Source organism: Pseudomonas sp. 8(2025) (genome assembly GCF_052665325.1).
The window spans coordinates 517,227-541,987 of the sequence record NZ_JBQOIE010000002.1; the positions used below are offsets into that span (position 1 = coordinate 517,227).

Consider the following 24,761-nt stretch of genomic DNA (forward strand, 5'->3'; position numbering starts at 1 on the left):
CTGCCGGCGCGTTGTGGAGATAACTTCTGCCTGTGTGATCAGCGGTTCTGCAACCGCTCTATCGCCTTGTCGTACACCGGGTTGGCCTTCTGCTCTCGGGCCTTGCGGTAGTGCTCCAGCGCCGTGACCAATTGCCCGGCGTCTTCGTAGATGCGCCCCATGTCGTAGTAGGCGCTGGCGCGTATGGTGGGCGCCGATGGGCCACTGGCCAGGGCGATTGCCTGGCGATCGGCGGCCACGGCCTCGTCGGGGCGGCTGTTCTTGCGGTTGGACAGCGCCAGGTTGCTGTAGGCCTGGGCAAAGCCAGGATCCAGCTCGATGGCTTCGCGATAATAGATACCCGCACTGCCGAAGTCGCCCTTGCGGTAGGAAGCCTCGCCTTTCTGGTTGAGGCTCTTGGCATCCACCGGCCCCTCGTCCCTGGCCAGCACTTCATCGATGGGCTTGCCATTGGCCAGTAGCAGCGGATCGAGGTTGCTCATCCGCGACTCCACTTCCTCGTTGCCTTGCAGCACCCGATCGATGTCCTGCAGTTGGCCATTGGCCGTCAGGCGAAACACTACCCAGAGGTTGCCCTGGCGGTTCTGTGGCACCCGGTAGCTGCGCATCAGCGTCGGGCCCTTATAGACAAAGACTTGCGCCTGGCTGCGGCCCAGGCGCAAGGATTCGGGATTATTGCCGTTGGTAAAGTCGTGCACCGCATACACGTAGGCATCGCCCGGCACAGGCTGTTCGATGGTGAGGGTCTCCGGCCCGCGGCTGTCGGTGCTATCCACATTCATCCGCGCCCCCGGCCCGGTGCCGGTGGCGTAATACAGCAACCGGTGGGGATAGCTCAAATGCGCATCCAGGTCTTCCCCCGGTGCACTCCAGCTCAGCACCACGCGCAGGCTTTGCGGATCCTTGAGCACCGGGCTCATGGCGTAGCTCAGCCCCTGGCACGGGCACTTGGCCCGCAGGTCGGCATAACCGAGCTTGCGGATCAGCAGTTCACTGCCCGGCGAATCGGCGGCCTCCAGCGTCACTCGCCCCTGGGCATCGGTCCGCCCGGAAGCCTGCCCCAACTGCACTTCGGCATCGGCCAGTACCGCGTCCTTGACCACCGCATCCAGCACCTGGAGCGACAACGACTGAGCCTGCACCGGACTCATCAGCATCCCTAGCCACAACAACGCCGCCAGGCGGAAAAAAGCCATAACAAAATCCCTGTAGATAACGATGGCCGGACCTCTGTCCCGCCCCACCCATCAGCGGCGAACCATACACAGTTTTGCCCGCCAATGCTCGGCCTGGCGCCGTAAATACAGCGCAAAACGACAGTCTTGCCTACCCGGAGCAACGCCCCCCGTCCCGACCTCCGAGCACTTGCAAGCCAAACCCCTACTCGCCTTACACTGCAGCTCCTGGAAACCGCAAGTGAACCCCGACCATGCAACTGGCCCCCGGCTTTCCCGACGACGTCATCATGCGCCAGCTCATGCAACTGCTGCATGAGGAAATAGGCCTGCCCGAGCGCAAGACTCTTCGCCTGAACACCGCGATCAATCTCGACCTGGGTTGCGACGGCGCCGACGCCCGGCATTTACTCAACACTCTGGAAGAACAGTTCGATATCGATTTTGTCGATTTCGACAGCTATCGCTACTTCCAGCCCGAAGGCTACGATGTGTCCCTCAAGCGTCGCGCCAAGGGTCGGGGAGACAAGCTCCCGCTGACCATCGGCATGCTGTACCGGGCGCTCAAGGAGCAACGCTGGGACACTCAGGAGCTGGAAGGCCTCTAAGGTCCACGGCAGTACATAAGGAAATGTCGTGGACGTACTGATGGGCTTGCTCGCCGCCCTGCTCTGGGGCGGCACCGATTTTCTCGTGGGGCTCAACGTGCGCGCCGTGGGCGTGAAACGTGCGGTGTTCTTCAGCCAGAGCCTGGGGTTCACCCTGATGAGCCTGCTGCTGGTGATCTTTCCCGCCTTCCTGCTCAAGGCCATGGCCGCGCCCCTGGAGGTCTGGCTGATGGGCCTGGTCGCCGCGGCCTTCACCGTCTCCGGCGCCCTGGCCCTGGGCAAGGCCTTCGCCCTGGGCAAAGCCTCCATCGTCGCCCCGTTGGTGACCTCCTACGGTGTGGTCACCACCTTGCTGTCCTGGGCCAGTGGCGAGCAGATCAGCCTGCTGCAGCTCATGTGCATCCTGTTGTGCGTGATCGGCGTGATCCTCTCCAGCCTGCACTCGGACTCCAAGCTGCCCCACAGCACCGCCGCCGGCCGCTCGATCTTCTTCGCCCTGCTCTCGGCCTTCCTCTATGGCACCAGCTTCTGGCTGCAGGGCCGCTACACCCTGCCGCAACTGGGGCCGATCAGCATGCTCTGGCTGGGTTACGCGGTGGGCAGCGGCGTGATGCTACTGATGGTGCTCAAAGTCGTGGACGGGCTGAAGATCCCGCCGCTGAAGAACTGCGGCCTGCTGGCCTCCACCAGCCTGATGAACCTGGGCGCCTTCTTCGCCTTTTCCTGGGGTGCCATGAGCGGCTCGGTGTCGGTGGTGACGGTAATCAGCACCCTGTCCGGCGGCATCGCTGCGGTGCTGGGCTATGTGTTCTTCAAGGAGCGGCTGACGGCGGTGCAGGTGACGGGGGTGGTGCTGGTGTTGCTGGGGGCGTTGGTGTTGCACTTGAAGACGTGAGGGTGTCTGGCTGGCCCAGGGGATGCCGCGCATCCCATCGCAGCCTGCGCCTGCGGCTACAGCGGCGCACAAAAAAGCCGCCCCGAAGGGCGGCTTTTTAATGGCAGGTCGAAGCTTACAGCTTCGGACCAGCAGCCTTGATCGCGTCGCTCACGTCGAACTTCTTGAAGTTCTCGATGAACAGGCCGGCCAGGGCCTTGGCGGCTTCGTCGTAGGCGGCTTTGTCAGCCCAGGTGTTGCGTGGGTTGAGCAGGCCGGTTTCAACGCCCGGTACGGCTTTTGGCACGTCCAGGTTGACGATGTCCAGGTGCTCGGTCTCGGCACCGATCAGCGCGCCGCTCTGGATCGCTGCAATCACGCCACGGGTGGTGGGGATGTTGAAGCGTTTGCCCACGCCGTAGCCACCGCCGGTCCAGCCGGTGTTGACCAGGTAGACCTTGGAGCCGAAGCCGCGGATGCGCTTGATCAGCAGCTCGGCGTATTCGCCCGCCGGACGCGGGAAGAACGGTGCGCCGAAGCAGGTGGAGAAGGTCGACTTGATGCCCGAGCCCGAACCCATTTCAGTCGAGCCCACCAGAGCGGTGTAGCCGGACAGGAAGTGGTAGGCGGCTTGTTCTTCGCTGAGGATCGACACCGGCGGCAGTACGCCGGTCAGGTCGCAGGTCAGGAAGATCACGGCGTTAGGCTCGCCACCGAGGTTCTTCGGTGCGCGTTTTTCGATCAGCTCGCGCGGGTAGGCGGCGCGGCTGTTCTGGGTCAGGCTGTCGTCGGCGTAGTCGGCTTTCTTGGTGACCGGGTCGATCACCACGTTTTCCAGAACGGCACCGTGCTGGATGGCTTTCCAGATCACCGGCTCGTTCTTTTCCGACAGGTCGATGCACTTGGCATAGCAACCGCCTTCGATGTTGAACACCACGCCCACGCCCCAACCGTGTTCGTCGTCACCGATCAGGTAACGGCTTTCGTCAGCGGACAGGGTGGTCTTGCCGGTGCCCGACAGACCGAAGAACAGGGTCACGTCGCCTTCTTCGCCCATGTTTGCAGCGCAGTGCATCGGCAGTACGTCGGCAGCCGGCAGCAGGAAGTTCTGCACGGAGAACAGGGCTTTCTTCATTTCACCGGCGTAGCGCATGCCGGCGATCAGCACTTTCTTGGCCGCGAAGTTGAGGATCACGGTGCCATCGGAGTTGGTGCCGTCGCGCTCTGGCTCGCAGACGAAGTTCGGCGCGTTGAGGATCTGCCACTCATCCTTGCCACCGGCGTTGTACTGCTCGGGGTTGATGAACAGGCAGCGGCCGAACAGGTTGTGCCAGGCGGTCTCGGTGGTCATTTTCACCGGCAGGTAGTGCGCCGGATCGGAACCTACATGCACATGGGAAACAAAACGCTCGCGCTCGCCCAGGTAGGCTTCAACGCGGTCCCACAGGGCGTCGAACTTGGCCGCCGGGAACTTGCGGTTGATCGGGCCCCAGGCGATAGCGTCCTGGGTGCTGGGCTCTTCTACGATGAAACGATCCACTGGCGAACGGCCGGTACGATGACCGGTGCGAACCACCAGAGCGCCGGTATCGGCAAGCTCGCCCTCACCGCGGTTCAGGGCTTCTTTGACCAGATCATCCACACTCAGATCGGTGTACACGGCGTTATTGGCTTGCGTCATGAGGTTCCCCGTCGGCCATTGGCCGAGTGCTCCAAACGTTTTGTAGTAGAAACTCGCGCACTACTACCGCGAAAAAAGTGCGCCGGATTATGCCAGAAAAGCCCCAAAATAGTAGGGCCCTCCCGTCAGCACGGCGTAATTCCGGCGTTTGCCAGGTGATTTACCTGCGCTGAATCGTTTTAGTGACGAGTATCTGACGGCGTGTCCACGCCCGCCCCCGCGAACAATTGCGCGATATCAGCGGCATCGAACAGGTAGCGTTCGTTGCAGAACTGGCAATCGATCTCGATGCTGCCGCCATGTTCGACCACCAGTTGCTGGGCATCTTCCAGACCCAGGCTGACCAGCGCATTGCCCGAGCGTTCCCGCGAGCAACTGCAGCGAAAACGCAGCGGCTGCACGTCGAACAGGCGCACGGCTTCTTCGTGGTACAGGCGGTGGAGCACGGTTTCGTTGTCCAGGCTCAGCAGCTCATCGGCGGTCAGGGTGCTGGCCAGGGCAGTGAGGTGCTGCCAGCTGGCGTCACGCTCTTCCTGATCACGCAGGCGGTCGGCGGGCAGTTGTTGCAGGAGCAGGCCACGGGCGCTGCGGCCGTCGGCATAGAGCCAGAAACGGGTGCCGGTCTGTTGCGACATGACGAAGTAGTTGGTGAAGCATTCCGCCAGGTTGGTGCCGTCCAGGTCGACGATGCCCTGGTAGCGCTGGCCATTGGTCGGGTCCACGGTCAGGGCCAGGACGCCGTTGGGCATCAGGTCGGCGAGGGTGGCATCAGGGGCGATCTGCTCCGCGTCGTAACGGGCCAGGCCACGGATCTCGCGCTCGCTGGAGCACTCGATCATCAGCAGCGGCACCGGGCCTTCGGAACGGGCCTGGAGAATCAGCAAGCCATCGAATTTCAGGGTGCCGACCAGCAACGATGCCGCCGCCATCAGTTCGCCAAGCAGCTGTGCAACTGGCTCGGGATAGGGGTGTTTGGCGAGGACTTCCGCGTAACTGCGCTCCAGCGCCACCAGCTCGCCGCGGGTGTCGCTCTCATCGAAGATGAAGCGTTGAGTGAAGTCGGTATCCGGCAAATCAGTCATAGGTCTGGGTATCTGAATGATGACAAAAAGGTGACAAGCACCGAAAATTGCGGCTTTGCACCATGAGGGTGCAGTTTTGCGGTGATTGGAGATATTTTATGAACAATCCGGGTTTGTTCCAAGCAAGGTGGAACCTCGGCAAGCTGGTTCTGTGCAATTTACTCCCTTTGGCCCTGCTGGGTTTCTGGTTGTGGCCCACCGGGCAGGCGCTCTGCACGGTCTTCGACGAATGGCTGTTCCACCACCTCAACGCCCCTCTGGCAAGCAACTCGACCTGGCTGCATATCTGGGCCGTGGCCAGCCTGCGGCCGTTCGATATCGTGGTGGGGCTGATCATGCTCGGCCTGCTGATTCGCGGTGACTGGGTGTTCAAGGCGGTGGACGTGCGCCGTGCCTTCTTCGGCTTTCTATCGATCCTGATTCTGATGGTGGTGATTCGCGCGCTGTTTTCCAAGCTGGTGGCCGTCATGAACTGGCAGCACAACAGCCCGTCCATGGTGCTGGAAGGCGCCGTGCACATGAGCGACTACTTCCCGGGCTGGGAAAAGACCTGGGAACTCAAGGACCGCTCCAGCCAGAGCTTCCCGGGCGACCACGCTTCGGTGCTGCTGATCTGGGGCCTGTTCATGGGGATCTTCAGCCGCAGCATCGGCCAGTTCCTGATCGTCTGGGGCCTGACCCTGCTGTTCATGATGCCGCGCCTGGTGGCAGGCGCCCACTGGGGCCAGGACGACTACATCGGCGGTGTGCTGCTGGCGGTGCTGGCCCTGGGCTGGGGCTACTACACCCCGTACGCGGCGCGGATGTCGAACTTCCTGCTGCGCCTGACCCACCCGCTGTTCAACCTGTTGAGCCGGATGCCCGTGCTCTCGCGCATGAGCGTGGTGCGCGCCAGCAGCCTGCTGCGCTAAGCAGCCCCGTAGGAGCCGGCTTACCGGCTCCTACGGTTTCATTCGTGGTTGCTGCCGTGGAACTTGAACAGGTCCCGGCGCTGTTTCTTGCTCGGTTTACCGTCGGTGCTCACTCCTAGGGCACCAGCCTTGCGCTGGGCCGCAGCGGCTTCGCGCTTGGCGATGCTGGCCTCGGTTTCCGCGTACAGAGCCTGCGCTTCAGGAGCGCCACGGCGGACGATGGACAGGGCCTGGACCACCACGGTGCGTTCGTCGAAGCCAGCGCGAATCTGGTATTCATCGCCTACCCGCGGCTCCTTGCCCGGTTTGCAGCGCTCGCCCCGGTGATGCACCTTGCCGCTTTCAATCGCTGTCTTGGCCAGGGCACGAGTCTTGTAGAAGCGCGCTGCCCACAGCCATTTATCCAGACGAACCTTGTCCTCTTCTTCCTGCTTGTGCGCCACTGGAATTCCCCTCGCTGAAAAATGTCGCAACTTTACCGCCTGCAAGCGGGCTCTCATAAACCCTGCCGCTCACCTAAAATAACCCAGGTTGCGCCCTGATACGCGAGGAGTCCCCGTGACTGACTTCCCCACTTCCCTGACCTCGCCCGGCAACCGTTGCGAAGGTTGCCAGCAAAGCCAGCCACTGGGCTTCGATTTTTCCTTCGCCTACCAGCCCATAGTCGATCTGCGGGACCACTCGGTCTTCGCCCATGAAGCCCTGGTGCGCGGGGTCAATGGCGAAGGGGCGAGAACGGTGCTGGGCCAGGTCAATGACAGCAATCGCTACCGTTTCGACCAGCGCTGCCGGACCCAGGCAATCACCCTCGCCGCCCAGTTGGGGATGCAAAGCCACCTGTCGATCAACTTCATGCCCAACGCCGTGTACCGGCCGGAACTGTGCATCCGCAGCACCCTGGAGGCGGCCCGAGCCCAGCGTTTTCCCCTGGACCGGCTGATTTTCGAAACCCTGGAAAGCCAGCACGTAGATAACTATCGCCATTTGACCAATATTCTGCGTGAATACCGCGAATTCGGCTTCAAGACCGCCATCGACGACTTCGGCTCGGGGTACTCGGGGCTGAACCTGCTGGCGGATTTCCAACCCGACCTGATCAAGCTCGACATGGCGCTGGTGCGCGATGTGGACCAGGATCGCGTACGCCAGGCGATCATCCGCGCGATTGTCACAATGTGTGCGGAGTTGGGGGTTACAGTCATCGCCGAAGGTATTGAAAGCGCCGGTGAACGGGACTTTCTCAGCGACTGTGGAATTTATCTGATGCAGGGCTACTGGTTCGCCAAGCCTGCATTCAAAGCCCTGGCCGAGGTTCCGGCCGCGGCCTGGAACAGCTAATTGCGGATTTTCCTTATTGAAGACTTTTGACCATTTGACCGTTGTCGGTCTGCGCGAGTGGGTGGCGCTCCCGGATCTGGGCGTGGCCGGCCTGCGCGCCAAGATCGACACCGGGGCCAGCACCTCCAGCCTGCATGCCACCGAGATCGAGCCCTTCGAGCGCGACGGTGAGCAGTGGGTGCGCTTCAATGCCCACCTGGGCAGTGTGGTGCAGTTGCGTCACCGGCGCTGCGAAGCACCGCTGGTGGCGATGAAAACCATTAAAAGCTCCAACGGCCAGGCCCAGGTGCGCTACGTGATCAGCACCACCCTGGCCCTGGGCGATCGGGTGTGGCGGGTGGAGTTCACCCTCGCCTGCCGCAAGGCCATGCGCTATCGCCTGCTGCTGGGTTCCAAGGCTCTGATCGACGGCCAACTGGTGGTCAATCCGGGCATCAAGTACGTACAAGACAAACCGGTGTTCCCGGTATCCACTACCTCTGCCACAGGTGTTGCATGAAGATCGCTGTGCTGTCGCGTAACCCGCGTCTGTATTCCACTCGTCGTCTGGTCGAGGCCGGCACCGAGCGTGGCCATGAAATGGTAGTGGTCGATACCCTGCGCGCCTACATGAACATCGCCAGTCACAAGCCGCAGATCCACTACCGCGGCAAGCCCCTGGAAGGCTTCGATGCGGTGATCCCGCGGATCGGTGCCTCGGTGACCTTCTATGGCTGCGCGGTGCTGCGCCAGTTCGAAATGATGGGGGTGTTCCCCCTCAACGAATCGGTGGCCATCGCCCGCTCCCGGGACAAGCTGCGCTCGCTGCAGTTGCTGTCGCGGCGTGGCATCGGCCTGCCGGTGACCGGCTTCGCCCATTCCCCGGACGACATTCCCGACCTGATCGAGATGGTCAATGGCGCGCCATTGGTGATCAAGGTGCTGGAAGGCACCCAGGGCATCGGCGTGGTGCTGTGTGAAACCGCCACGGCGGCGGAATCGGTGATCGAGGCCTTCATGGGCCTGAAGCAGAACATCATGGTCCAGGAGTACATCAAGGAGGCCGGCGGCGCCGACATCCGCTGCTTCGTGGTGGGGGACAAGGTGATCGCGGCGATGAAACGCCAGGCCAAGCCGGGGGAGTTTCGCTCCAACCTGCATCGCGGCGGCAGCGCCAGCCTGATCAAGATCACCCCGGAAGAACGCATGACTGCGCTGCGGGCGGCCAAGGTCATGGGCCTGAGCGTGGCAGGAGTGGATATCCTGCGTTCCAATCACGGGCCGCTGGTGATGGAAGTCAATTCCTCGCCGGGCCTGGAAGGCATCGAGACCACCACCGGCAAGAACGTGGCGGGAATCATCATCGAGCACATCGAGAAGAACGGCGGGCCGAACATGACCCGGACCAAGGGCAAGGGCTAGGGATCGCGTTGCCGGCCTTGCGCTGGCAAGCCAGCTCCTACGGGCTATGTGCTGCCTGCAGGAGCGAAGCCCCGATCAATCCGCATCACGGGGCAGCAGCAAGCCCAGCGGCAGGCGTACTCGCGCTTCCAGGCCACCATCGGGGCGGTTGCGCAGTTCGACATTGCCACCGTGCATGGCGGCAATCCGCTTGACGATGGCCAGCCCCAGCCCGGTGCCCTTGCCGCCGCGGGCACGGTCGCCACGGGTGAAGGGGTTGAAGATCGCTTCCAGTTCCGAAGGATCGATCCCCGCGCCACGGTCCATCACGCTGAGCACCACATAGGGCGCATTGGTGTCACCGGACACATAGGCCGCCACTTCCACTTCCGTACCCGCATGATTCAGGGCGTTACCGATCAGGTTGTTGAGCAGGCGCTTCATCGACACCCGGCGCAGCGGGAACGGCTGGATCGGCTCCAGGCGCAGGTGCACCCGCTCTTCGTTCTGGTTGTAGGGCGCCGCCACTTCCTGCACCAGATCGCCCAGGTCCACCTCTTCCACCGATTCGTCGCGCCCATCGCGAATGAAGGCCAGGAACTGGTCGAGAATGGCGTCCATGTCCTCGATATCCCGCACCATGTCGTCGGTCAGGTCAGTGTGATCGCCCATCAATTCCAGGGACAGGCGCAGCCGGGTCAGCGGCGTGCGCAGGTCGTGGGACACCCCGGCCAGCATCAACTCCCGTTCTCGCCCTGCCTGTTCCACGTCCTCGGCCATCTGGTTGAACGCACGGTAGACCTCGGTCATTTCGCTGGGCGTATCGCTGATGGGCAGGCGCACGCTGCGTCCCTGGCCCAGTTGCCGGGCGGCATACACCAGGCGCTTGAGGGGCTGGTTGAGCTGGCTGACGAAAATCCAGGCCGAGGCGGTGGACAAGAGGCCAATGGCCAGGAACCAGCCCAGCACGCTCCAGATCTTCTGCCCCCGCAGCGGATGGGGGTACAGCGGCACCTTGAGCCAGCCGTCCCCCAGGCTCGGCGCCCGCACCCAGAGCGCCGGCGGCGCATGCATGCGCAGGCGCACTTCGGTGTCGGCGCCCAGTTCGGCCTGCATCTGCCGCTGGTAGATCTCGCTGTAGGGCCAATGCTGCTCGCCGGCCGGTACGCCGCTGCCCACCACCTTGATCAGGCCGGCAGCCTCGGCGATCTGGTCACGGTTGGATTCATCGGCGGCCCAGTAGGCGCGCAGGGTCAGGGCCACGCCGTGGCTGTACTGCCGGTCCACCAGCACGTCCTCGTTCATCAACAGATAAACCAGGGTCAATGCCTTGGAAAACAGCACCACGATCAGCACCAGCCACAGGGTGCGGGAGAAGAAACTCTGGGGGAACCACAGCGGGGTTTTCATAACAGCCACTACACACTTTGCAGGAGCGACTCGCGCTCGCACCGTTGCGGAATGCGAACGCCCGGGTCGTTACCGGCCCGGGCGTTGGCTCCTACAAATCAATGATCACTTGGTCGCGGTGCCATCCGGCACAAAGACATAACCCACGCCCCAGACGGTCTGGATGTAGCGCGGCTTAGAAGGATCGGGCTCGATCATCCGACGCAGGCGGGAGATCTGCACGTCAATGGAGCGCTCCAGGGCGTCCCATTCGCGACCACGGGCCAGGTTCATCAACTTGTCCCGGGTCAGCGGCTGGCGGGCGTTCATCACCAGCGCCTTGAGCACCGCGAATTCACCGGTGGTGAGCATGTGCACTTCATTGCCGCGCTTGAGCTCGCGGGTGGCCAGGGACAACTCGTAGTCGCCGAAGGTCACGCTTTCGTCTTCGCTGCCCGGCGCACCCGGCACCGGGGCAGACTGGCGACGCAATACGGCCTTGACCCGCGCCATCAACTCGTCGGGGTTGAACGGCTTGGCCAGGTAATCGTCGGCGCCCAGTTCCAGGCCCTTGATGCGGCTCAGCTCGTCGCCCTTGGCGGTGAGCATGATGATCGGAATCTGGTTGTTCGCGCTGCGCAGGCGGCGGCATGCGGTCAAGCCGTCTTCGCCGGGCAGCATCAGGTCGAGTACCACCAGGTTGAACACTTCGCGACCCAGCAGGCGGTCCATTTGCTCGGTGTTCGGTACTGCGCGGGCACGGTAGCCCTTGCTGACGAAGAAACGCTCCAGCAGGCTGCTCAGCCCCGGGTCGTCGTCAACAATAAGAATTTTTTCGCCTTCAGCAGTTTGTACAGTGCTGCTCATTGGATGCTCCTCTAATCTCGGTGCGCATTATGGCGTAGCTGCCGTTATACGCACCGAGTGCATTGTTAGCAGATTTTTCCTCTATCGCCAGCAAACCCGCTGTCGGCCTGAGGCTGGCGATCACCCCGCAACGGCTAACGCTGGGTATAATGCGCCGCCTTTTGTGTTGGGCAATATCTGATCAGTACGCCTGCGGCCGGTTTATTTTTTTACCCGGGCCGGCAGTATTTTTTCGATTTCACGGGTCAACAGGCAGCCTTTTGATCCAGGTGGCGGCGCGGGCCAGGCCGCTCAACCAGACTCGCCGGGCCTTATTTTCGTGCCCGCGGGCCTGCTTTCACAATTTGTCAGGTGGTTTTATGGACAGCATCAACAGCCGCATTGCCGAGGAACTCGGCGTACGCCCACAACAGGTCGAAGCGGCCGTCGCTCTATTGGATGAAGGCTCCACCGTGCCCTTCATCGCCCGCTACCGGAAAGAAGTCACCGGCAGCCTCGATGACACCCAGCTGCGTCATCTGGAAGAGCGCCTGCGCTACCTGCGAGAACTCGACGAACGGCGGATCAGCATCCTGGCCAGCATCGAAGAGCAAGGCAAGCTGACCCCGGAGCTGGCCCGCGACATCAAGCTGGCCGACACCAAGACCCGCCTCGAAGACCTTTACCTGCCTTATAAGCAGAAGCGCCGCACCAAGGGCCAGATCGCCCTGGAAGCCGGCCTCGGCGAACTGGCCGACGGCCTGTTCAACGACCCGAACCTGGCTCCGGAAACCGAAGCCGCACGCTTCGTCGACGCCGAAAAAGGCGTGGCCGACGTCAAGGCCGCCCTGGAAGGCGCCAAGTACATCCTGATGGAGCGCTTCGCCGAAGACGCCAGCCTGCTGGAAAAGCTGCGCAATTTCCTCAAGCAGGAAGCCACCATCAGCGCCCGCGTGATCGCCGGCAAGGAAGAGGAAGGCGCCAAGTTCCGCGACTACTTCGAACACGATGAACCACTCAAAAGCATGCCGTCGCACCGCGCCCTGGCAATTTTCCGTGGCCGCAACGAAGGCATTCTCAGCTCCGCGCTGAAAGTCGGTGACGAACTGCCGGGCACCATGCACCCGTGCGAAGGCATGATCGGCCAGCAATTCGGCATCCAGAACCAGAACCGCCCGGCCGACAAATGGCTCGGCGAAGTGGTGCGCTGGACCTGGAAGGTCAAGCTCTACACCCACCTAGAAACCGACCTGCTGGGCGAACTGCGCGATGGCGCGGAAACCGAGGCGATCAACGTCTTCGCCCACAACCTGCACGACCTGCTGCTGGCCGCTCCGGCCGGCCCGCGCGCCACCCTGGGCCTGGACCCGGGCCTGCGCACCGGCTGCAAGGTGGCGGTGGTGGATGCCACCGGCAAGCTGCTGGACCACGCCACCGTCTACCCCCATGTGCCGCACAACAAGTGGGACCAGACCCTGGGCATACTGGCTGCCCTGTGCGCCAAGCACTCGGTGGACCTGATCGCCATCGGCAACGGCACCGCCAGCCGGGAAACCGACAAGCTGGCGGCCGAGCTGATCAAGAAATACCCGGCCATGAAGATGACCAAGGTCATGGTCTCCGAAGCCGGTGCATCGGTGTACTCGGCCTCGGAGCTGGCGGCCAAGGAATTCCCGGACCTGGACGTATCGATCCGTGGCGCGGTGTCCATCGCCCGCCGCCTGCAGGATCCACTGGCCGAGCTGGTGAAGATCGACCCGAAATCCATCGGTGTCGGCCAGTACCAGCACGATGTCTCGCAACTGAAACTGGCCCGTGGCCTGGACGCGGTGGTGGAAGACTGCGTGAACGCCGTGGGCGTCGACGTCAACACCGCCTCCGTGGCCCTGCTGGCGCGGATCTCCGGCCTCAACGCAACCCTGGCGCAGAACATCGTCAGCCACCGCGACGAACACGGTGCCTTCAAGACCCGCGCCGCGCTGAAAAAAGTCGCCCGCCTGGGTGAAAAGACCTTCGAACAGGCCGCCGGCTTCCTGCGTGTGATGAACGGCGACAACCCGCTGGACGCTTCCGCAGTGCACCCGGAAGCCTACCCGCTGGTACAACGCATCGCTGCCGACACCGGCCGCGACATCCGCTCGCTGATCGGCGACAGCGGCTTCCTCAAGCGCCTGGACCCGAAAAAGTTCACCGACGAAACCTTCGGCCTGCCCACCGTCACCGACATCCTCCAGGAATTGGACAAGCCCGGCCGCGACCCGCGCCCCGAGTTCAAGACCGCCGAGTTCCAGGACGGTGTCGAAGACCTCAAGGACCTGCAACTGGGGATGATCCTCGAAGGCGTGGTGACCAACGTCACCAATTTCGGGGCCTTCGTCGACATCGGCGTGCACCAGGACGGCCTGGTGCACATCTCGGCGCTGTCGGAGAAGTTCATCAAGGACCCACGCGAAGCGGTGAAGGCCGGTGACGTGGTGAAAGTGAAGGTCATGGAAGTCGATATCCCGCGCAAACGCGTCGGCCTGTCGATGCGCATGGGCGACACCCCGGGCGAGAAGATCGACGGTGCCCGTGGCTCCCGCCCCGGCTCGGCGCCACGCTCCTCCCAGGGCAATGCACCGCGCAAGGAGAGCGCCGCGCCCGCTCCGAGCAACAACGCCATGGCCTCGCTGTTCGCCAACGCCAAGCAGTTGAAGAAACGCTGATGCAGATCCCTGCCGGCCTGACCGAAAGCGCCTTCAGCCAATTGCTCGGCTGCCGTCTGCAACGCCTGGAAACCGGCGAAGCGGACGTCGCCCTGGAGCTGACCCCGCAACTGCGCAATCGCGGGCAGAAGCTGCACGGCGGGGCGATCTTCAGCCTGGTGGACATTGCCATGGGGCTGGCCTGCTCCAGCACCCACGGCTTCGACCAGCAGAGCGCCACCATCGAGTGCAAGATCAACTACATCCGCGCCGTGGCCGAGGGCGAGGTGCTGTGCCGGGCCAAGGTGATCCACCCCGGCCGCCGCACCCTGGTGGTGGAAGCGGATGTGATCCAGGGCGACAAACTGGTCGCAAAAGCACAAGGCACCTTCGCGGTCCTATAGCTCCCTGTCATGTATTTGGGTTAATTTCGGCGCTGCAAAAGCGGCGTCGGAGTTTTCTGCCCGCGCTAAAGCCAGATTCAGGGATGAAGGATTGGCGTTTTCAGGCGAGTCGGCTTGACTCAAAAACCAGGCGAAAACGCCAGTTTTAACTTCACCCTTGTAGACCGTCCTGCCCACCCCCATATTGGGGCGACTGACGCGTGAAGGAATCCAACTTGAGCGAACTTCTCAACCGCCGCCTGGCTCTGCTCGGCGAGCGCGCTAACCTCTCTCTGCTCGAGCAGTGCCTGCACGGTATCGAACGTGAATGCCTGCGTGTCACCGGCGAAGGCCGCCTGGCACAGACCCCGCACCCGGAAGAACTGGGTTCCGCGCTGACCAACGAACAGATCACCACGGACTACTCCGAGTCGCTGCTGGAGTTCATCACCCCGGCCCTCAAGGACCCGGCGGACACCCTGGCCAGCCTCGACAAGATTCATCGCTTCGCCTACAGCAAGCTCGGCAACGAGTACCTGTGGAGTCCATCGATGCCGTGCCCGTTGCCGGCCGAGGAAGATATCCCCATCGCCTACTACGGCACCTCCAACATCGGTCAGCTCAAGTACGTGTACCGCAAGGGCCTGGCCCTGCGCTACGGCAAGACCATGCAGTGCATTGCCGGGATCCACTACAACTTTTCCCTGCCGGAACAGCTATGGCCGCTGCTCAAGCAGGCCGAGGGCTTTGTCGGTACCGACCGTGACTACCAGTCCTCGGCCTATATCGCGCTGATCCGCAATTTCCGTCGCTACAGCTGGCTGCTGATGTACCTGTTCGGTGCCTCGCCGGCCCTGGACGCGGGCTTCCTGCGCGGCCGCTCGCACCAGCTGGAGCAGTTGGACGCCGAGACCCTGTACCTGCCCTACGCCACCAGCCTGCGCATGAGCGACCTGGGCTACCAGAGCAAGGCCCAGGCCGGCCTGACCCCTTGCTACAACGACCTGAACAGCTACACCGACAGCCTGCGCAAGGCCGTGGCCACGCCCTACGTGCCCTATGTGGAAGTCGGCACCCACAAGGATGGCGAGTGGGTGCAACTGAACACCAACATCCTGCAGATCGAAAACGAGTACTACTCCAACATCCGCCCCAAGCGCGTGACCTACACCGGCGAGCGGCCGATCCAGGCGCTGATGGCCCGGGGTATCCAGTACGTCGAAGTACGCTGCCTGGACATCAACCCGTTCCTGCCACTGGGCATCGACATCCAGGAAGCCCGCTTCCTCGACGCCTTCCTGCTGTATTGCGCACTCAACGACAGCCCGCTGTTCGAGAACAACGAGTGCGGCAATGCCACCTCGAACTTCCTCGCCGTGGTCAAGGAAGGCCGGCGCCCGGGCCTGCAGCTGCAACGCCATGGCCAGCCGGTGGAAATGAAGGAGTGGGCCGCCCAACTGCTGGAGCAGATCGCCCCTCTGGCCGCCCTGCTCGACCAGAGCCATGGCAGCGACGTGCACAGCAAGGCCCTGGACGCCCAATTGGCCAAGGTCAAGGATTCGTCCCTGACCCCTTCGGCCCAGGTGCTGGCGGCCATGAGCGAGCACAAGGAGAGCTTCACCCAGTTCTCCCTGCGCCAGAGCCAGGCCCATGCCGAGTACTTCCGCAGCCAGGCCCTGAGCAAGGAAGAGCAAGCCGCGTTCGAAGAAGCGGCGCGCAAATCCCTGGAACAGCAGACCGAGCTTGAACAGAACGAGGTGGGTGATTTCGACGTGTTCGTCGGTGCCTACCAGGCCAGCATCCTGGCCATCAGCAACTGACGCTTCGCCGGCCGGCCGGCTCCTACACCCCTCCCGTAGGAGCCGGCTGGCCGGCGAACAACACGCTGCATATTCCCCTCATAAGCTAATGCAAATAAGTTATTTATTTCTGCATTCTTAGATCATTTAGTCTCCTCCCACGCCGATCACCGGCCGCCTATGAGGAGCCTCCCATGAAACTGCATTTCCCCCTTCGCCTCCTGGCGGCCGCGTCCCTGGCCGCAGCGAGTTTCTTCGCCCAGGCGGCCGACGTCACCGTCGCCTACCAGACCACCGTCGACCCGGCCAAAGTGGCCCAGGCCGATGGCAGCTACGAAAAAGCCACCCAGGCCAAAATCAACTGGCGCAAATTCGATAACGGCGCCGACGTCATCGCCGCCATCGCTTCCAGCGATGTGCAGATCGGCTACCTGGGCTCCAGCCCGCTGACCGCCGCCATCACCCGCAAGGTGCCGGTGCAGACCTTCCTCATCGCCACCCAGATCGGCGCCGCCGAAGCCCTGGTGGCCCGGGACGGTTCCGGGATCAACAGCCCTCAGGATCTGGTCGGCAAGAAAGTCGCCGTGCCCTTCGTTTCCACCGGCCACTACAGCCTGCTGGCAGCCCTGAAGCACTGGAACATCGACCCCTCGAAAGTGCAGATCCTCAACCTCGCGCCACCGGCGATCATCGCCGCCTGGAAGCGCGGCGATATCGATGCCACCTACGTCTGGGACCCGGCCCTGGGCGTGGCCAAGGAAAACGGCAAGGTGCTGATCACCTCCGGTGAACTGGCCAAGTTCGGCGCACCGACCTTCGATGCCTGGATCGTGCGCAAGGATTTTGCCGAGAAGCATCCGGAAATCGTCACGGCCTTCGCCAAGGTGACCCTGGATGCCTACGCCCAGTACCGCAAGGACCCGCAAGCCTGGCTGGCCAACCAGGGCAACGTCGACAAGCTGGTGAAGCTCTCCGGGGCCAAGGCCAGCGATATTCCGCTGCTGCTGCAGGGCAACGTCTACCCGCTGGCCGCCGACCAGGTGGTCAGCCTCGGTGCGCCGACCACCAAGGCCATCACCGACACCGCCGCGTTCCTCAAGGAGCAGGGCAAGGTGGAGGCAGTGCTGCCGGACTACGCCCCCTACGTCAGCGCCAAGTTCATCCCTGAATAACCCGCGTCAGGACAGGAGATAGCCGTCATGGCCTTGCTACAACTGGAGCGCATCAGCGCACAGTACCCCGGCGCCGCCGAACCGGTGCTGGCGGATATTTCCCTGACCCTGGGGCCACAGCAACTGCTGGTCGCCCTGGGCCCTTCCGGCAGCGGCAAGACCTCGCTGCTGAACCTGATTGCCGGCTTCGTCGAACCCAGCGCCGGGCGCATCCAGCTCGATGGCGTACCGGTGCAGGGCCCCAGCGCCGAACGCGGCGTGGTGTTCCAGGACGATGCCCTGCTGCCCTGGCAGGACGTGCTGGGCAACGTCGCCTTCGGCCTGGAGCTGGCCGGCGTGGCCCGCGACAAGCGCGAAGCCCGGGCTCGGGAAATGCTTGCCCTGGTGGACCTGGCCGGCTTCGACAAGCGCCGCATCTGGCAGCTCTCCGGTGGCCAGAAGCAGCGTGTGGGCCTGGCCCGCGCCCTGGCGGCCGACCCGCGGGTGCTGCTGATGGACGAACCCTTCGGTGCCCTGGATGCCTTCACTCGCGAGCAGATGCAGGAGCTGTTGCTGCAAGTCTGGCGGCGCACTGCCAAGCCGGTGTTCCTGATTACCCACGACATCGAGGAAGCGGTGTTCCTGGCCACCGACCTGATTCTCCTGGCGCCCAACCCGGGGCAGATCGTCGAACGCCTGAACCTGGACTTCGGCCAGCGCTACGCCGCCGGTGAGTCGGCGCGGGCGATCAAGTCCGACCCGCGGTTCATCGAAACCCGCGAACACGTGCTGGCCCGGGTGTTCTCCCAGCGCAGCGCCACCCAGCAGCAGGAGCGGCCATGAGCAGCTACGAGATTCCCGCCACCGCCACCGGCGAGGCCAACCCCAAAGCGCCACAAATCGCGCGCCGCAGCCTGAGCACCCGCTGGATCAGCGTGCTGACCCTGGTGGTCCTGCTGGCCTTGTGGTGGGCCGTCACCGCCACCGGCCTGATCGAGCCGCTGTTCCTGCCGCCCCCTTCTGCGGTGCTGCAAAAGGGCTGGTTGCTGGCCACCAGCGGCTACATGGATTCCACCCTATGGCAGCACCTGGCGGCGAGCCTGCAACGCATCGGCCTGGCCCTGGGCTTTGCCGTGCTGACGGCGATTCCGGTGGGCATCGCCATCGGCGCCAACCGCATCGCCCGTGGCGTGCTCGACCCTTTGATCGAGTTCTACCGGCCGATTCCGCCCCTGGCCTACCTGCCGCTGATCGTCATCTGGTGCGGCATTGGCGAGCTGTCCAAGGTGCTGCTGATCTACCTTGCGATCTTCGCCCCGATCGCCATCGCCACCGCCACCGGCGTGCGCACCGTGGACCCGGCGAAGCTGCGCGCCGCCCAGTCTCTGGGGGCTACCCGGGCCCAGCTGATTCGCCATGTGATCCTGCCCAGCGCCTTGCCGGACATCCTCACCGGCGTGCGCATCGGCCTGGGCGTGGGCTGGTCGACCCTGGTGGCGGCAGAGCTGATTGCCGCCACCAGCGGCCTGGGTTTCATGGTGCAGTCCGCCGCGCAATTCCTGGTCACCGATGTGGTGGTGCTGGGGATCCTGGTGATTGCCCTGATCGCCTTCGCCATGGAAATGGGCCTGCGCGCCCTGCAGCGCAAGCTGGTGCCCTGGCATGGCCAGAGCCACTGACTGGCGCCTGCCTTGCGTCGATTGCCTCGGCTGTCTGTAGCCCCCGCGAAGCTGCGACCGAGCGCACAGCGCTCGCAGCGATCGACCAGGACGACCGCGCTGCAAGGGTTTGCGTCTGCTGCGCAGCCGTTCGCAGCCTCGCCAAGGCTCGGCAGCGGCTACAAGAGCCGTGCATGCCAGCGATTTCAAGATTGATGCAGATAAACCGAATCCGACCACGCCGACGTCCGGCGCCGTACAAGAGAACGACCATGAGCCTGACCATCACTCCTCTAAGCTCCGCCCTCGGCGCCCAGATCGGCGGCATCGATATCAGCCAGCCCTTGAGCATCGAACATCGTGACGCCATCGAGCAGGCGCTGCTCAAGCATCAGGTACTGTTCTTTCGCAACCAGCCGGTCACCCCGCAGCAGCAGGCGCGTTTCGCCGCCTGCTTCGGCGACCTGCACATCCACCCGATCTACCCCAATGTGCCGGAGCAGCCGGAGGTATTGATCCTCGATACCGCCGAGACCGACGTGCGCGACAACGCCATCTGGCACACCGACGTAACCTTTCTGCCGACCCCGGCCCTGGGCGCGGTGCTCAGCGCCAAGCTGCTGCCGGAGTTCGGCGGCGATACCCTGTGGGCCAGCGGCATTGCCGCCTACGAGGCGCTGTCGGAGCCAATGAAGAATCTGCTGCAGGGCCTGACCGCGACCCACGACTTCACCAAGTCCTTCCCTCTGGAGCGCTTCGGCAACACCCCCGAGGACCTGGCGCGCTGGGAAGAAACCCGGCGCAAGAACCCGCCGCTGTCGCACCCGGTGATCCGCACGCACCCGGTGAGCGGGCGCAAGTCGCTGTTCGTCAACGACGGCTTCACCACCCGGATCAACGAGCTGTCGGAAAGCGAAAGCGCAGCCATCCTGCAACTGCTGTTCGCCCACGCCACCCGCCCGGAATTCACCATTCGCTGGCGCTGGCAGGAGAACGACATTGCCTTCTGGGACAACCGCGTGACCCAGCACTATGCGGTGGACGACTACCGTCCACAGCGCCGGGTGATGCAGCGCGCGACCATTCTTGGGGATGTGCCGTTCTTTCGCTGAAACGCGGGGATGCAGCAAACCCCGGCCGCGCTGCATGAGCGGGGCCGGGGCCACTGGCTATTTGACGCCGGCGGGGGCTTTCTTCTTGCGATTGCCGATATGGATCGCCTGGCCATTCACGGCCAGCGCGGCTTCATGCAGGGCTTCGGACAGGGTCGGATGGGAGAACACCATCATCCCCAGGTCCTCGGCACTGGTGCCGAACTCCATGCCGATGGCCCCTTCCTGAACCAGCTCCGCCGCGCCCGGCCCGATCACATGCACGCCCAGCACGCGGTCGGTGCCTGCATCGGCAATCACCTTGACCAGCCCGGCGGTGTCGTTGGCCGCCATGGCCCGGCTGCTGGCAGCGAACGGGAAGGTGCCGATGTTCAACTCGACGCCCTCGGCCTTGAGGGCCTGCTCGGTCTGGCCGACCCAGGCGATTTCCGGGTGGGTGTAGATTACCGAGGGGATCAGGTCGTAGTTCAACGGGTGCCGATGCCCGGCAATCCCCTCGGCCACCATCACCCCCTCTTCAGAAGCCTTGTGCGCCAGCATCGGGCCGCGTACCACGTCACCAATGGCGAACACCCCGGGGACGCTGGTGCAGCACTGGCCATCGACGTGGATAAAACCGCGTTCGTCCAGGTGCACGCCGCTGTCGGCGGCCAACAGATCGGTGGTCAGGGGGCGGCGACCGACGGCGACGATCAGCCGGTCGAACACCTGCTGCTTGTCCTCGCCGGCCTCACTGAGGCTGACCTTGACGCTGTCGCCCTGCACTTCGCAGGCCGTCACCCGGGCGCCCAGGCGGATATCCAAGCCCTGCTTGCCGAGGATCTTCTGTGCCTCCTTGGCGATCTGCGCATCCACCGCCGGGAGGAAGCTGTCGAGGGCTTCCAGCACTGTGACTTCAGCCCCCAGGCGTGCCCAGACCGACCCCAGTTCCAGGCCGATGACGCCGGCACCGATCACCCCGAGGCGCTTGGGCACCTGGGTGAATTCCAGGGCGCCGGTGGAGTCCACTATCACCTCGCCGGCCAGGGGCGCCGCGGGAATGTCGATCGGCCGCGAGCCGGGAGCCAGGATGATATTGCCGGCGCTGATGCGTTGCGTGCTGCCATCGGCGGCGGTGACTTCCACTTCCTTGTTGGCCAGCAGCTTGCCGTGACCTTCCAGCAGGGCCACGCCATTGGCCTTGAACAGCGAGGCAATGCCGCCGTTGAAATTGCGCACCACGTTGTCCTTGCGCGCCAGCATGGCCGGCACATCCATCTGCGGATTGCTGATGGCGATGCCGTGCACTTCGAAGCCGTTGCGCGCTTCGTAGTAGTGGTGGGAACTGTCCAGCAGTGCCTTGGAGGGAATGCAGCCAACGTTCAGGCACGTCCCGCCCAGGGCGGTCTTGCCATCCTTGCCCTTGTAGCGCTCGATGCAGACTGTCTTGAGCCCCAGTTGCGCGGCCCGGATGGCGGCGACATAGCCGCCGGGACCCGCACCAATAACGATCACATCGTAACTTTCACTCATAGGTTGCCGTCCTTTGCACAGACAAACTCGACCACGGCCTCCATGGTCGCGCTGTCCTTGAGAATTTTCAGATGGCCCAACCCGCGAGTCTGCAAGACCCGCCGGTGTCGCAAGCCTTCGGCGAAGGATTGCAGGTCATCTGCCGGGACTTCCTGATCCTGCTGGTCATGCACCAGCAGCACCGGGACCTCCACCTGACGCCCATAACGGCTGACCGCCAGGCTGGCCATGTCCTTCTGATAGCGTTGCTCAACCAGAAGTTGCATGCGTTGCCTGACGTCATCGTTGATCCACAAAAATGCGCCAAAGCGCCGGACCACGTTTTCGATATCGGCCGGCGCGGCCACCAGGACCGCCCGCTGGAAACCCTTGCCGACCGGAGTGCTCAAGGCATACCCGGCGGCAGCGCCGCCCAGGGAGTGACCAATCACGGTGTCGAAGGGCCCCAGTTGCTTTTGCACCTGGTCGAGCATGCTGACGAAGGTCGGCAGCGAGGCCTGCCGACCGCCGCTGCCGCCATGGCCGATGCAGTCGAAGGAGAGGACCTCGCAGCCCTCCTCCAGCAACAGCGGGATCAGGTACTGCCACTGGGTGCTGGCGCCACTCCAACCGTGCACCAGCACCACCCGGCGCCGGACCTGCGGTGGAGTCCAGCGAAAGCAGCGCAGGCGCCCCTGGTCGGTTTCCAGGTCCTGCACCGTGGCGCTGGGCAAGGTCTGCGGAAAATGCTGGCGCAGCCGTTGTGGCGTCGTGAACATCTTCAGCGCCCGTGCTGCAGCGCGCTGGGGAAAAAGCCGCGACTCGATCCAGAAGCTGCAGCGAAGCAGCCCCAGAACCCCGTTGTAAATGCCCTTGAAGAGCATCTTCCTGAAGCTGTTGCGCCGGCCCCTGGCAGGTGCCGGCCTTGGCTCTTGGGTCGCCATCTTCCTTCCTCATCGACTACAGAATTCAAGCGCTGGGCTACAGCTTCACCATGTTGAAGTCCAACTTGCTCACGCCGCATTCCGGGCAGGTCCAATCCTCGGCAATGTCGTCCCAGGCGGTGCCCGGAGGCACCCCCGAATCCGGATCGCCAAGGCGTTGATCGTAGATCCAACCACAGATCAGGCACATCCACAGGCCGGATTCGGCCACAGCGTTTTCAGCGTAGGTGCTCATGGGTGGTCAACCATCATCAAAGGGTTATGCGTTGTTCTCATGCGCTGGCCTGAGCCACTTCGGCCACCTTGACGTTCTCCACGAGGAACTGCGCCACCTGCTCCAGTACCGCGGCATCGGAGAGGATCCGCACATGCCCGAGCCCGGACACCGGCTCCAGCTTGGCCCATGGCATCAGCGTGGTGATCTGCTGCGCTTCGCAGAACGGCACGATCGGGTCGTTGAGGTCATGCAGCACCAGGGTTGGCAGTTGCAGGGCGTTGCCCAGCGCCGGGATATCCCAGTGCTCCACCGGCACGCCGTTGCGTTTCCACAGTTCCCGGTGCATGGCCTGGACCACCGCCGGCTTGAGCTTCAGGTAGCCGTTGGCCCAGCGCTGGATCACCACCGGCAGGTTGGCCGGCGAGCCCAGCAGGCACAAGGCCTTGATCCGATGAGTCTCGGCCAGTTCGGCCAGGGCTCCGGTGGCGGCGATCCCGCCCAGGGAATGGGCAACGATACCCACCACGTCACCGAGGGCGACAATCGCCGCTTTCACCGCGTCCTTGAACTCGGTCATGGTGCTCAGCGAGCCCGGCGAGATGCCGTGGGCCGGCGCATCGAAGGTCGCGACCTTGAAGCCCTGGCGCTGCAGGACCCGGGTGAAGGAATACAGGCTGCGGCTGTCCGCACCCCAGCCATGGACCAGCAGGATGGTCTGGTTGCCCGTGCCCCACTGATAGCCATGGGGAACGCCGGGGATACCCTTGATATGGAAACGCTGGGCGCCCAGGGGGCTCATTTCCTTGTCCGGCTGCTTGATGTATTCCCGGGTGTAGCCGAACAGGTCGGTGGCCTTGGCCCCGGCGGTCTCCAGCGACACCGATCCCAGCACGCCCATGTAGCTGCGCAGCATCTGCTGCTTCATGGTCAACGGGCCGTTGGCGGCCCGGGCTCCGGGGGTGCTCGGGTCACCGGCCGCCTGGGCTGGTTGGTCGAAGGACTCATAGAAACCGTTCACCGGGTCGTACAGGTGGCAGCTACGCGCCACGTGCCACACGTCCTGCACGGTCATGGGCTTTTCCCGGACCATGCCGGGGAAGGCCGTCTTCAACGCGGCCTGGGCTTCGGGCAGGTTGTAGTGGGGAATGATCGGCGCCACATGGTGCGCGGTGTGCACCGAAATGTAGTGGGTCAGGAACAGCAGCCACTTGGGGTACATGTAGTCGGTGGTCAGCAGCAGGCGGCTGCTGTTGAAGCTCCAGTGTTCCTTGGTGAGGAACGGGGTCTCGTCGCTGATGTGGTGCATCATGGTGGTCAGGCTGAACCAGGCATGGGTCGCCAGCCACGGGGCGATGAAGTACAGGAACAGACCGGTGAAGCCGGTGAAGTAGACCAGGGTCGGCAGGTAGATCAGCGCAGCCACCACCATGAACAGGATCGAGCGACGCACTTCGTTGCGCGCTTCGAGCTTGTGGAACATCGACGGACGGAAGCCCGAGTGACGCTGGTAGTTGACCGTGCCCAGCCAGAACAGCCAGGTGCGGGTGCTGCTGTAGACCAGCTTGTCCCACCAGGGCATGGCGTCATATTGCACGCGCAGCACCGGGCGCCAGTCGACGTCCATTTCCAGGTTGTTGGTGTTGGCGTGGTGCATGTTGTGCATGTGGCGCCAGCCGTGGAACGGGTACAGCAACGGCAGCAGCGCGATGTGCCCGAGGATGTGGTTGAAGCTGCGGTTGCGCGAGAACGAGTTGTGCCCGCAATCGTGAGCGACACAGAACAGGCCCCAGCCGCCCAGGCCCGCCACCAGCCACAGCGGCAGGTAGAACATCCAGTGCACGTGGGCGACCGCCACGATGGCACCGATGTAGAGCATGTAGCTGACGACGAAGCTGAGCATCCCGCGCCATACCCGCGGCTGATACAGGTGCTTGGGGATTGCGTCGGTCAGACGCAGGCCCTCGATCTCCTGAGAGCGTCGGAGCAGGTCATTGAATTTATCGTTTTTTTGCGAGGGCATCTGTGCAATGGCCATGGC

General features: G+C 63.6%; 23 protein-coding genes. 13 read left to right on the forward strand and 10 right to left on the reverse strand.

The features are described 5' to 3' along the window. Positions 1-38 precede the first annotated feature (38 nt). Positions 39-1,196 (reverse strand): YfaP family protein, encoded by a 1,158-nt coding sequence (locus ACUXVH_RS06205; protein WP_053148509.1) that lies wholly within the window; start codon positions 1,194-1,196, stop codon positions 39-41. A gap of 233 nt (positions 1,197-1,429) precedes the next feature. Between ACUXVH_RS06205 and ACUXVH_RS06210 the strand changes: the two genes are divergently transcribed. Next, complete coding sequence (locus ACUXVH_RS06210) at positions 1,430-1,783, forward strand: DUF1493 family protein (RefSeq protein ID WP_065364788.1); 354 nt, start codon at positions 1,430-1,432, stop codon at positions 1,781-1,783. Positions 1,784-1,823: 40 nt separating this feature from the next. Beyond that, positions 1,824-2,678: a DMT family transporter gene (locus tag ACUXVH_RS06215; RefSeq protein ID WP_176707110.1), complete on the forward strand. Its 855-nt coding sequence runs from the start codon at positions 1,824-1,826 to the stop codon at positions 2,676-2,678. Positions 2,679-2,793: 115 nt separating this feature from the next. On the opposite strand, the gene ACUXVH_RS06220 is transcribed toward ACUXVH_RS06215, so the two are convergent. Further along, a complete protein-coding gene (locus ACUXVH_RS06220; RefSeq protein WP_011058662.1) occupies positions 2,794-4,338 on the reverse strand; it encodes a phosphoenolpyruvate carboxykinase in 1,545 nt (514 codons plus the stop codon). 179 nt (positions 4,339-4,517) lie between these two features. Further along, positions 4,518-5,420: an Hsp33 family molecular chaperone HslO gene (gene hslO, locus ACUXVH_RS06225; RefSeq protein WP_011058661.1), complete on the reverse strand. Its 903-nt coding sequence runs from the start codon at positions 5,418-5,420 to the stop codon at positions 4,518-4,520. Between the two features lie 98 nt (positions 5,421-5,518). On the opposite strand from hslO, the gene ACUXVH_RS06230 reads away from it, so the two are divergent. Further along, positions 5,519-6,331 carry a phosphatase PAP2 family protein gene (locus tag ACUXVH_RS06230; RefSeq protein WP_011058660.1) on the forward strand — a complete coding sequence of 271 codons (813 nt, stop codon included), beginning with the start codon at positions 5,519-5,521 and terminating at the stop codon, positions 6,329-6,331. A gap of 38 nt (positions 6,332-6,369) precedes the next feature. On the opposite strand, the gene ACUXVH_RS06235 is transcribed toward ACUXVH_RS06230, so the two are convergent. Further along, entirely contained in the window at positions 6,370-6,774 is a 405-nt protein-coding gene (locus ACUXVH_RS06235; protein WP_011058659.1) for an RNA-binding S4 domain-containing protein, read from the reverse strand. Between the two features lie 115 nt (positions 6,775-6,889). Here ACUXVH_RS06235 and rimA point away from each other — a divergent pair, with 115 nt between their 5' ends. The 3 genes from rimA to rimK are packed head-to-tail and all read left to right on the forward strand — an operon-like array spanning position 6,890 to position 9,070. Next, positions 6,890-7,669, forward strand: a complete 780-nt coding sequence (rimA, locus tag ACUXVH_RS06240) for a S6 modification regulatory phosphodiesterase RimA (protein ID WP_065364786.1) — start codon at positions 6,890-6,892, stop codon at positions 7,667-7,669. 16 nt (positions 7,670-7,685) lie between these two features. Beyond that, the gene (rimB, locus tag ACUXVH_RS06245; protein WP_007931742.1) at positions 7,686-8,168 is read left to right on the forward strand and encodes a retropepsin-like aspartic endopeptidase RimB; all 483 of its coding nucleotides are present in this window, start codon (positions 7,686-7,688) and stop codon (positions 8,166-8,168) included. Beyond that, positions 8,165-9,070, forward strand: coding sequence for a 30S ribosomal protein S6--L-glutamate ligase (rimK, locus tag ACUXVH_RS06250; protein ID WP_007931744.1), 906 nt, complete (start codon positions 8,165-8,167; stop codon positions 9,068-9,070). The genes rimB and rimK overlap by 4 nt, the downstream gene beginning before the upstream one ends. 75 nt (positions 9,071-9,145) lie before the next feature. Here rimK and ACUXVH_RS06255 read toward each other — a convergent pair whose 3' ends face one another. Both ACUXVH_RS06255 and ompR read right to left on the reverse strand, forming a co-directional pair. Beyond that, the gene (locus ACUXVH_RS06255) at positions 9,146-10,459 is read right to left on the reverse strand and encodes an ATP-binding protein (protein ID WP_011058657.1); all 1,314 of its coding nucleotides are present in this window, start codon (positions 10,457-10,459) and stop codon (positions 9,146-9,148) included. Positions 10,460-10,564: 105 nt separating this feature from the next. After that, entirely contained in the window at positions 10,565-11,305 is a 741-nt protein-coding gene (ompR, locus tag ACUXVH_RS06260) for an osmolarity response regulator transcription factor OmpR (protein ID WP_011058656.1), read from the reverse strand. 359 nt (positions 11,306-11,664) lie between these two features. Between ompR and ACUXVH_RS06265 the strand changes: the two genes are divergently transcribed. From ACUXVH_RS06265 to tauD, 7 genes are all read left to right on the forward strand, one after another. Then, positions 11,665-13,989, forward strand: a complete 2,325-nt coding sequence (locus tag ACUXVH_RS06265; protein WP_011058655.1) for a Tex family protein — start codon at positions 11,665-11,667, stop codon at positions 13,987-13,989. Next, complete coding sequence (locus tag ACUXVH_RS06270) at positions 13,989-14,372, forward strand: PaaI family thioesterase (protein WP_011058654.1); 384 nt, start codon at positions 13,989-13,991, stop codon at positions 14,370-14,372. The genes ACUXVH_RS06265 and ACUXVH_RS06270 overlap by 1 nt, the downstream gene beginning before the upstream one ends. A 215-nt stretch (positions 14,373-14,587) precedes the next feature. Further along, complete coding sequence (gene gshA, locus ACUXVH_RS06275) at positions 14,588-16,171, forward strand: glutamate--cysteine ligase (protein ID WP_065364785.1); 1,584 nt, start codon at positions 14,588-14,590, stop codon at positions 16,169-16,171. Between the two features lie 173 nt (positions 16,172-16,344). Beyond that, positions 16,345-17,322, forward strand: a complete 978-nt coding sequence (gene tauA, locus ACUXVH_RS06280; RefSeq protein ID WP_065364784.1) for a taurine ABC transporter substrate-binding protein — start codon at positions 16,345-16,347, stop codon at positions 17,320-17,322. Between the two features lie 27 nt (positions 17,323-17,349). Next, positions 17,350-18,144 carry a taurine ABC transporter ATP-binding subunit gene (gene tauB / locus ACUXVH_RS06285; RefSeq protein WP_011058651.1) on the forward strand — a complete coding sequence of 265 codons (795 nt, stop codon included), beginning with the start codon at positions 17,350-17,352 and terminating at the stop codon, positions 18,142-18,144. Continuing rightward, on the forward strand, positions 18,141-18,980 hold the full coding sequence (gene tauC / locus ACUXVH_RS06290) for a taurine ABC transporter permease TauC (RefSeq protein WP_053148493.1): 840 nt from the start codon (positions 18,141-18,143) through the stop codon (positions 18,978-18,980). Before tauB ends, tauC begins: the two co-directional genes overlap by 4 nt. A 251-nt stretch (positions 18,981-19,231) precedes the next feature. Then, the gene (gene tauD / locus ACUXVH_RS06295; RefSeq protein WP_065364783.1) at positions 19,232-20,071 is read left to right on the forward strand and encodes a taurine dioxygenase; all 840 of its coding nucleotides are present in this window, start codon (positions 19,232-19,234) and stop codon (positions 20,069-20,071) included. A gap of 57 nt (positions 20,072-20,128) precedes the next feature. Here tauD and lpdA read toward each other — a convergent pair whose 3' ends face one another. The 4 genes from lpdA to ACUXVH_RS06315 all read right to left on the reverse strand — a co-directional run bounded on the left by lpdA (position 20,129) and on the right by ACUXVH_RS06315 (position 24,758). After that, positions 20,129-21,583, reverse strand: coding sequence for a dihydrolipoyl dehydrogenase (gene lpdA / locus ACUXVH_RS06300; protein ID WP_015633763.1), 1,455 nt, complete (start codon positions 21,581-21,583; stop codon positions 20,129-20,131). Continuing rightward, on the reverse strand, positions 21,580-22,341 hold the full coding sequence (locus tag ACUXVH_RS06305) for an alpha/beta hydrolase (protein ID WP_169892889.1): 762 nt from the start codon (positions 22,339-22,341) through the stop codon (positions 21,580-21,582). Before ACUXVH_RS06305 ends, lpdA begins: the two co-directional genes overlap by 4 nt. 202 nt (positions 22,342-22,543) lie before the next feature. Next, a complete protein-coding gene (locus ACUXVH_RS06310) occupies positions 22,544-22,741 on the reverse strand; it encodes a rubredoxin (RefSeq protein WP_011058646.1) in 198 nt (65 codons plus the stop codon). A gap of 37 nt (positions 22,742-22,778) precedes the next feature. Next, positions 22,779-24,758, reverse strand: a complete 1,980-nt coding sequence (locus ACUXVH_RS06315; RefSeq protein WP_015633761.1) for an alpha/beta fold hydrolase — start codon at positions 24,756-24,758, stop codon at positions 22,779-22,781. Between the last annotated feature and the right edge of the window lie 3 nt (positions 24,759-24,761).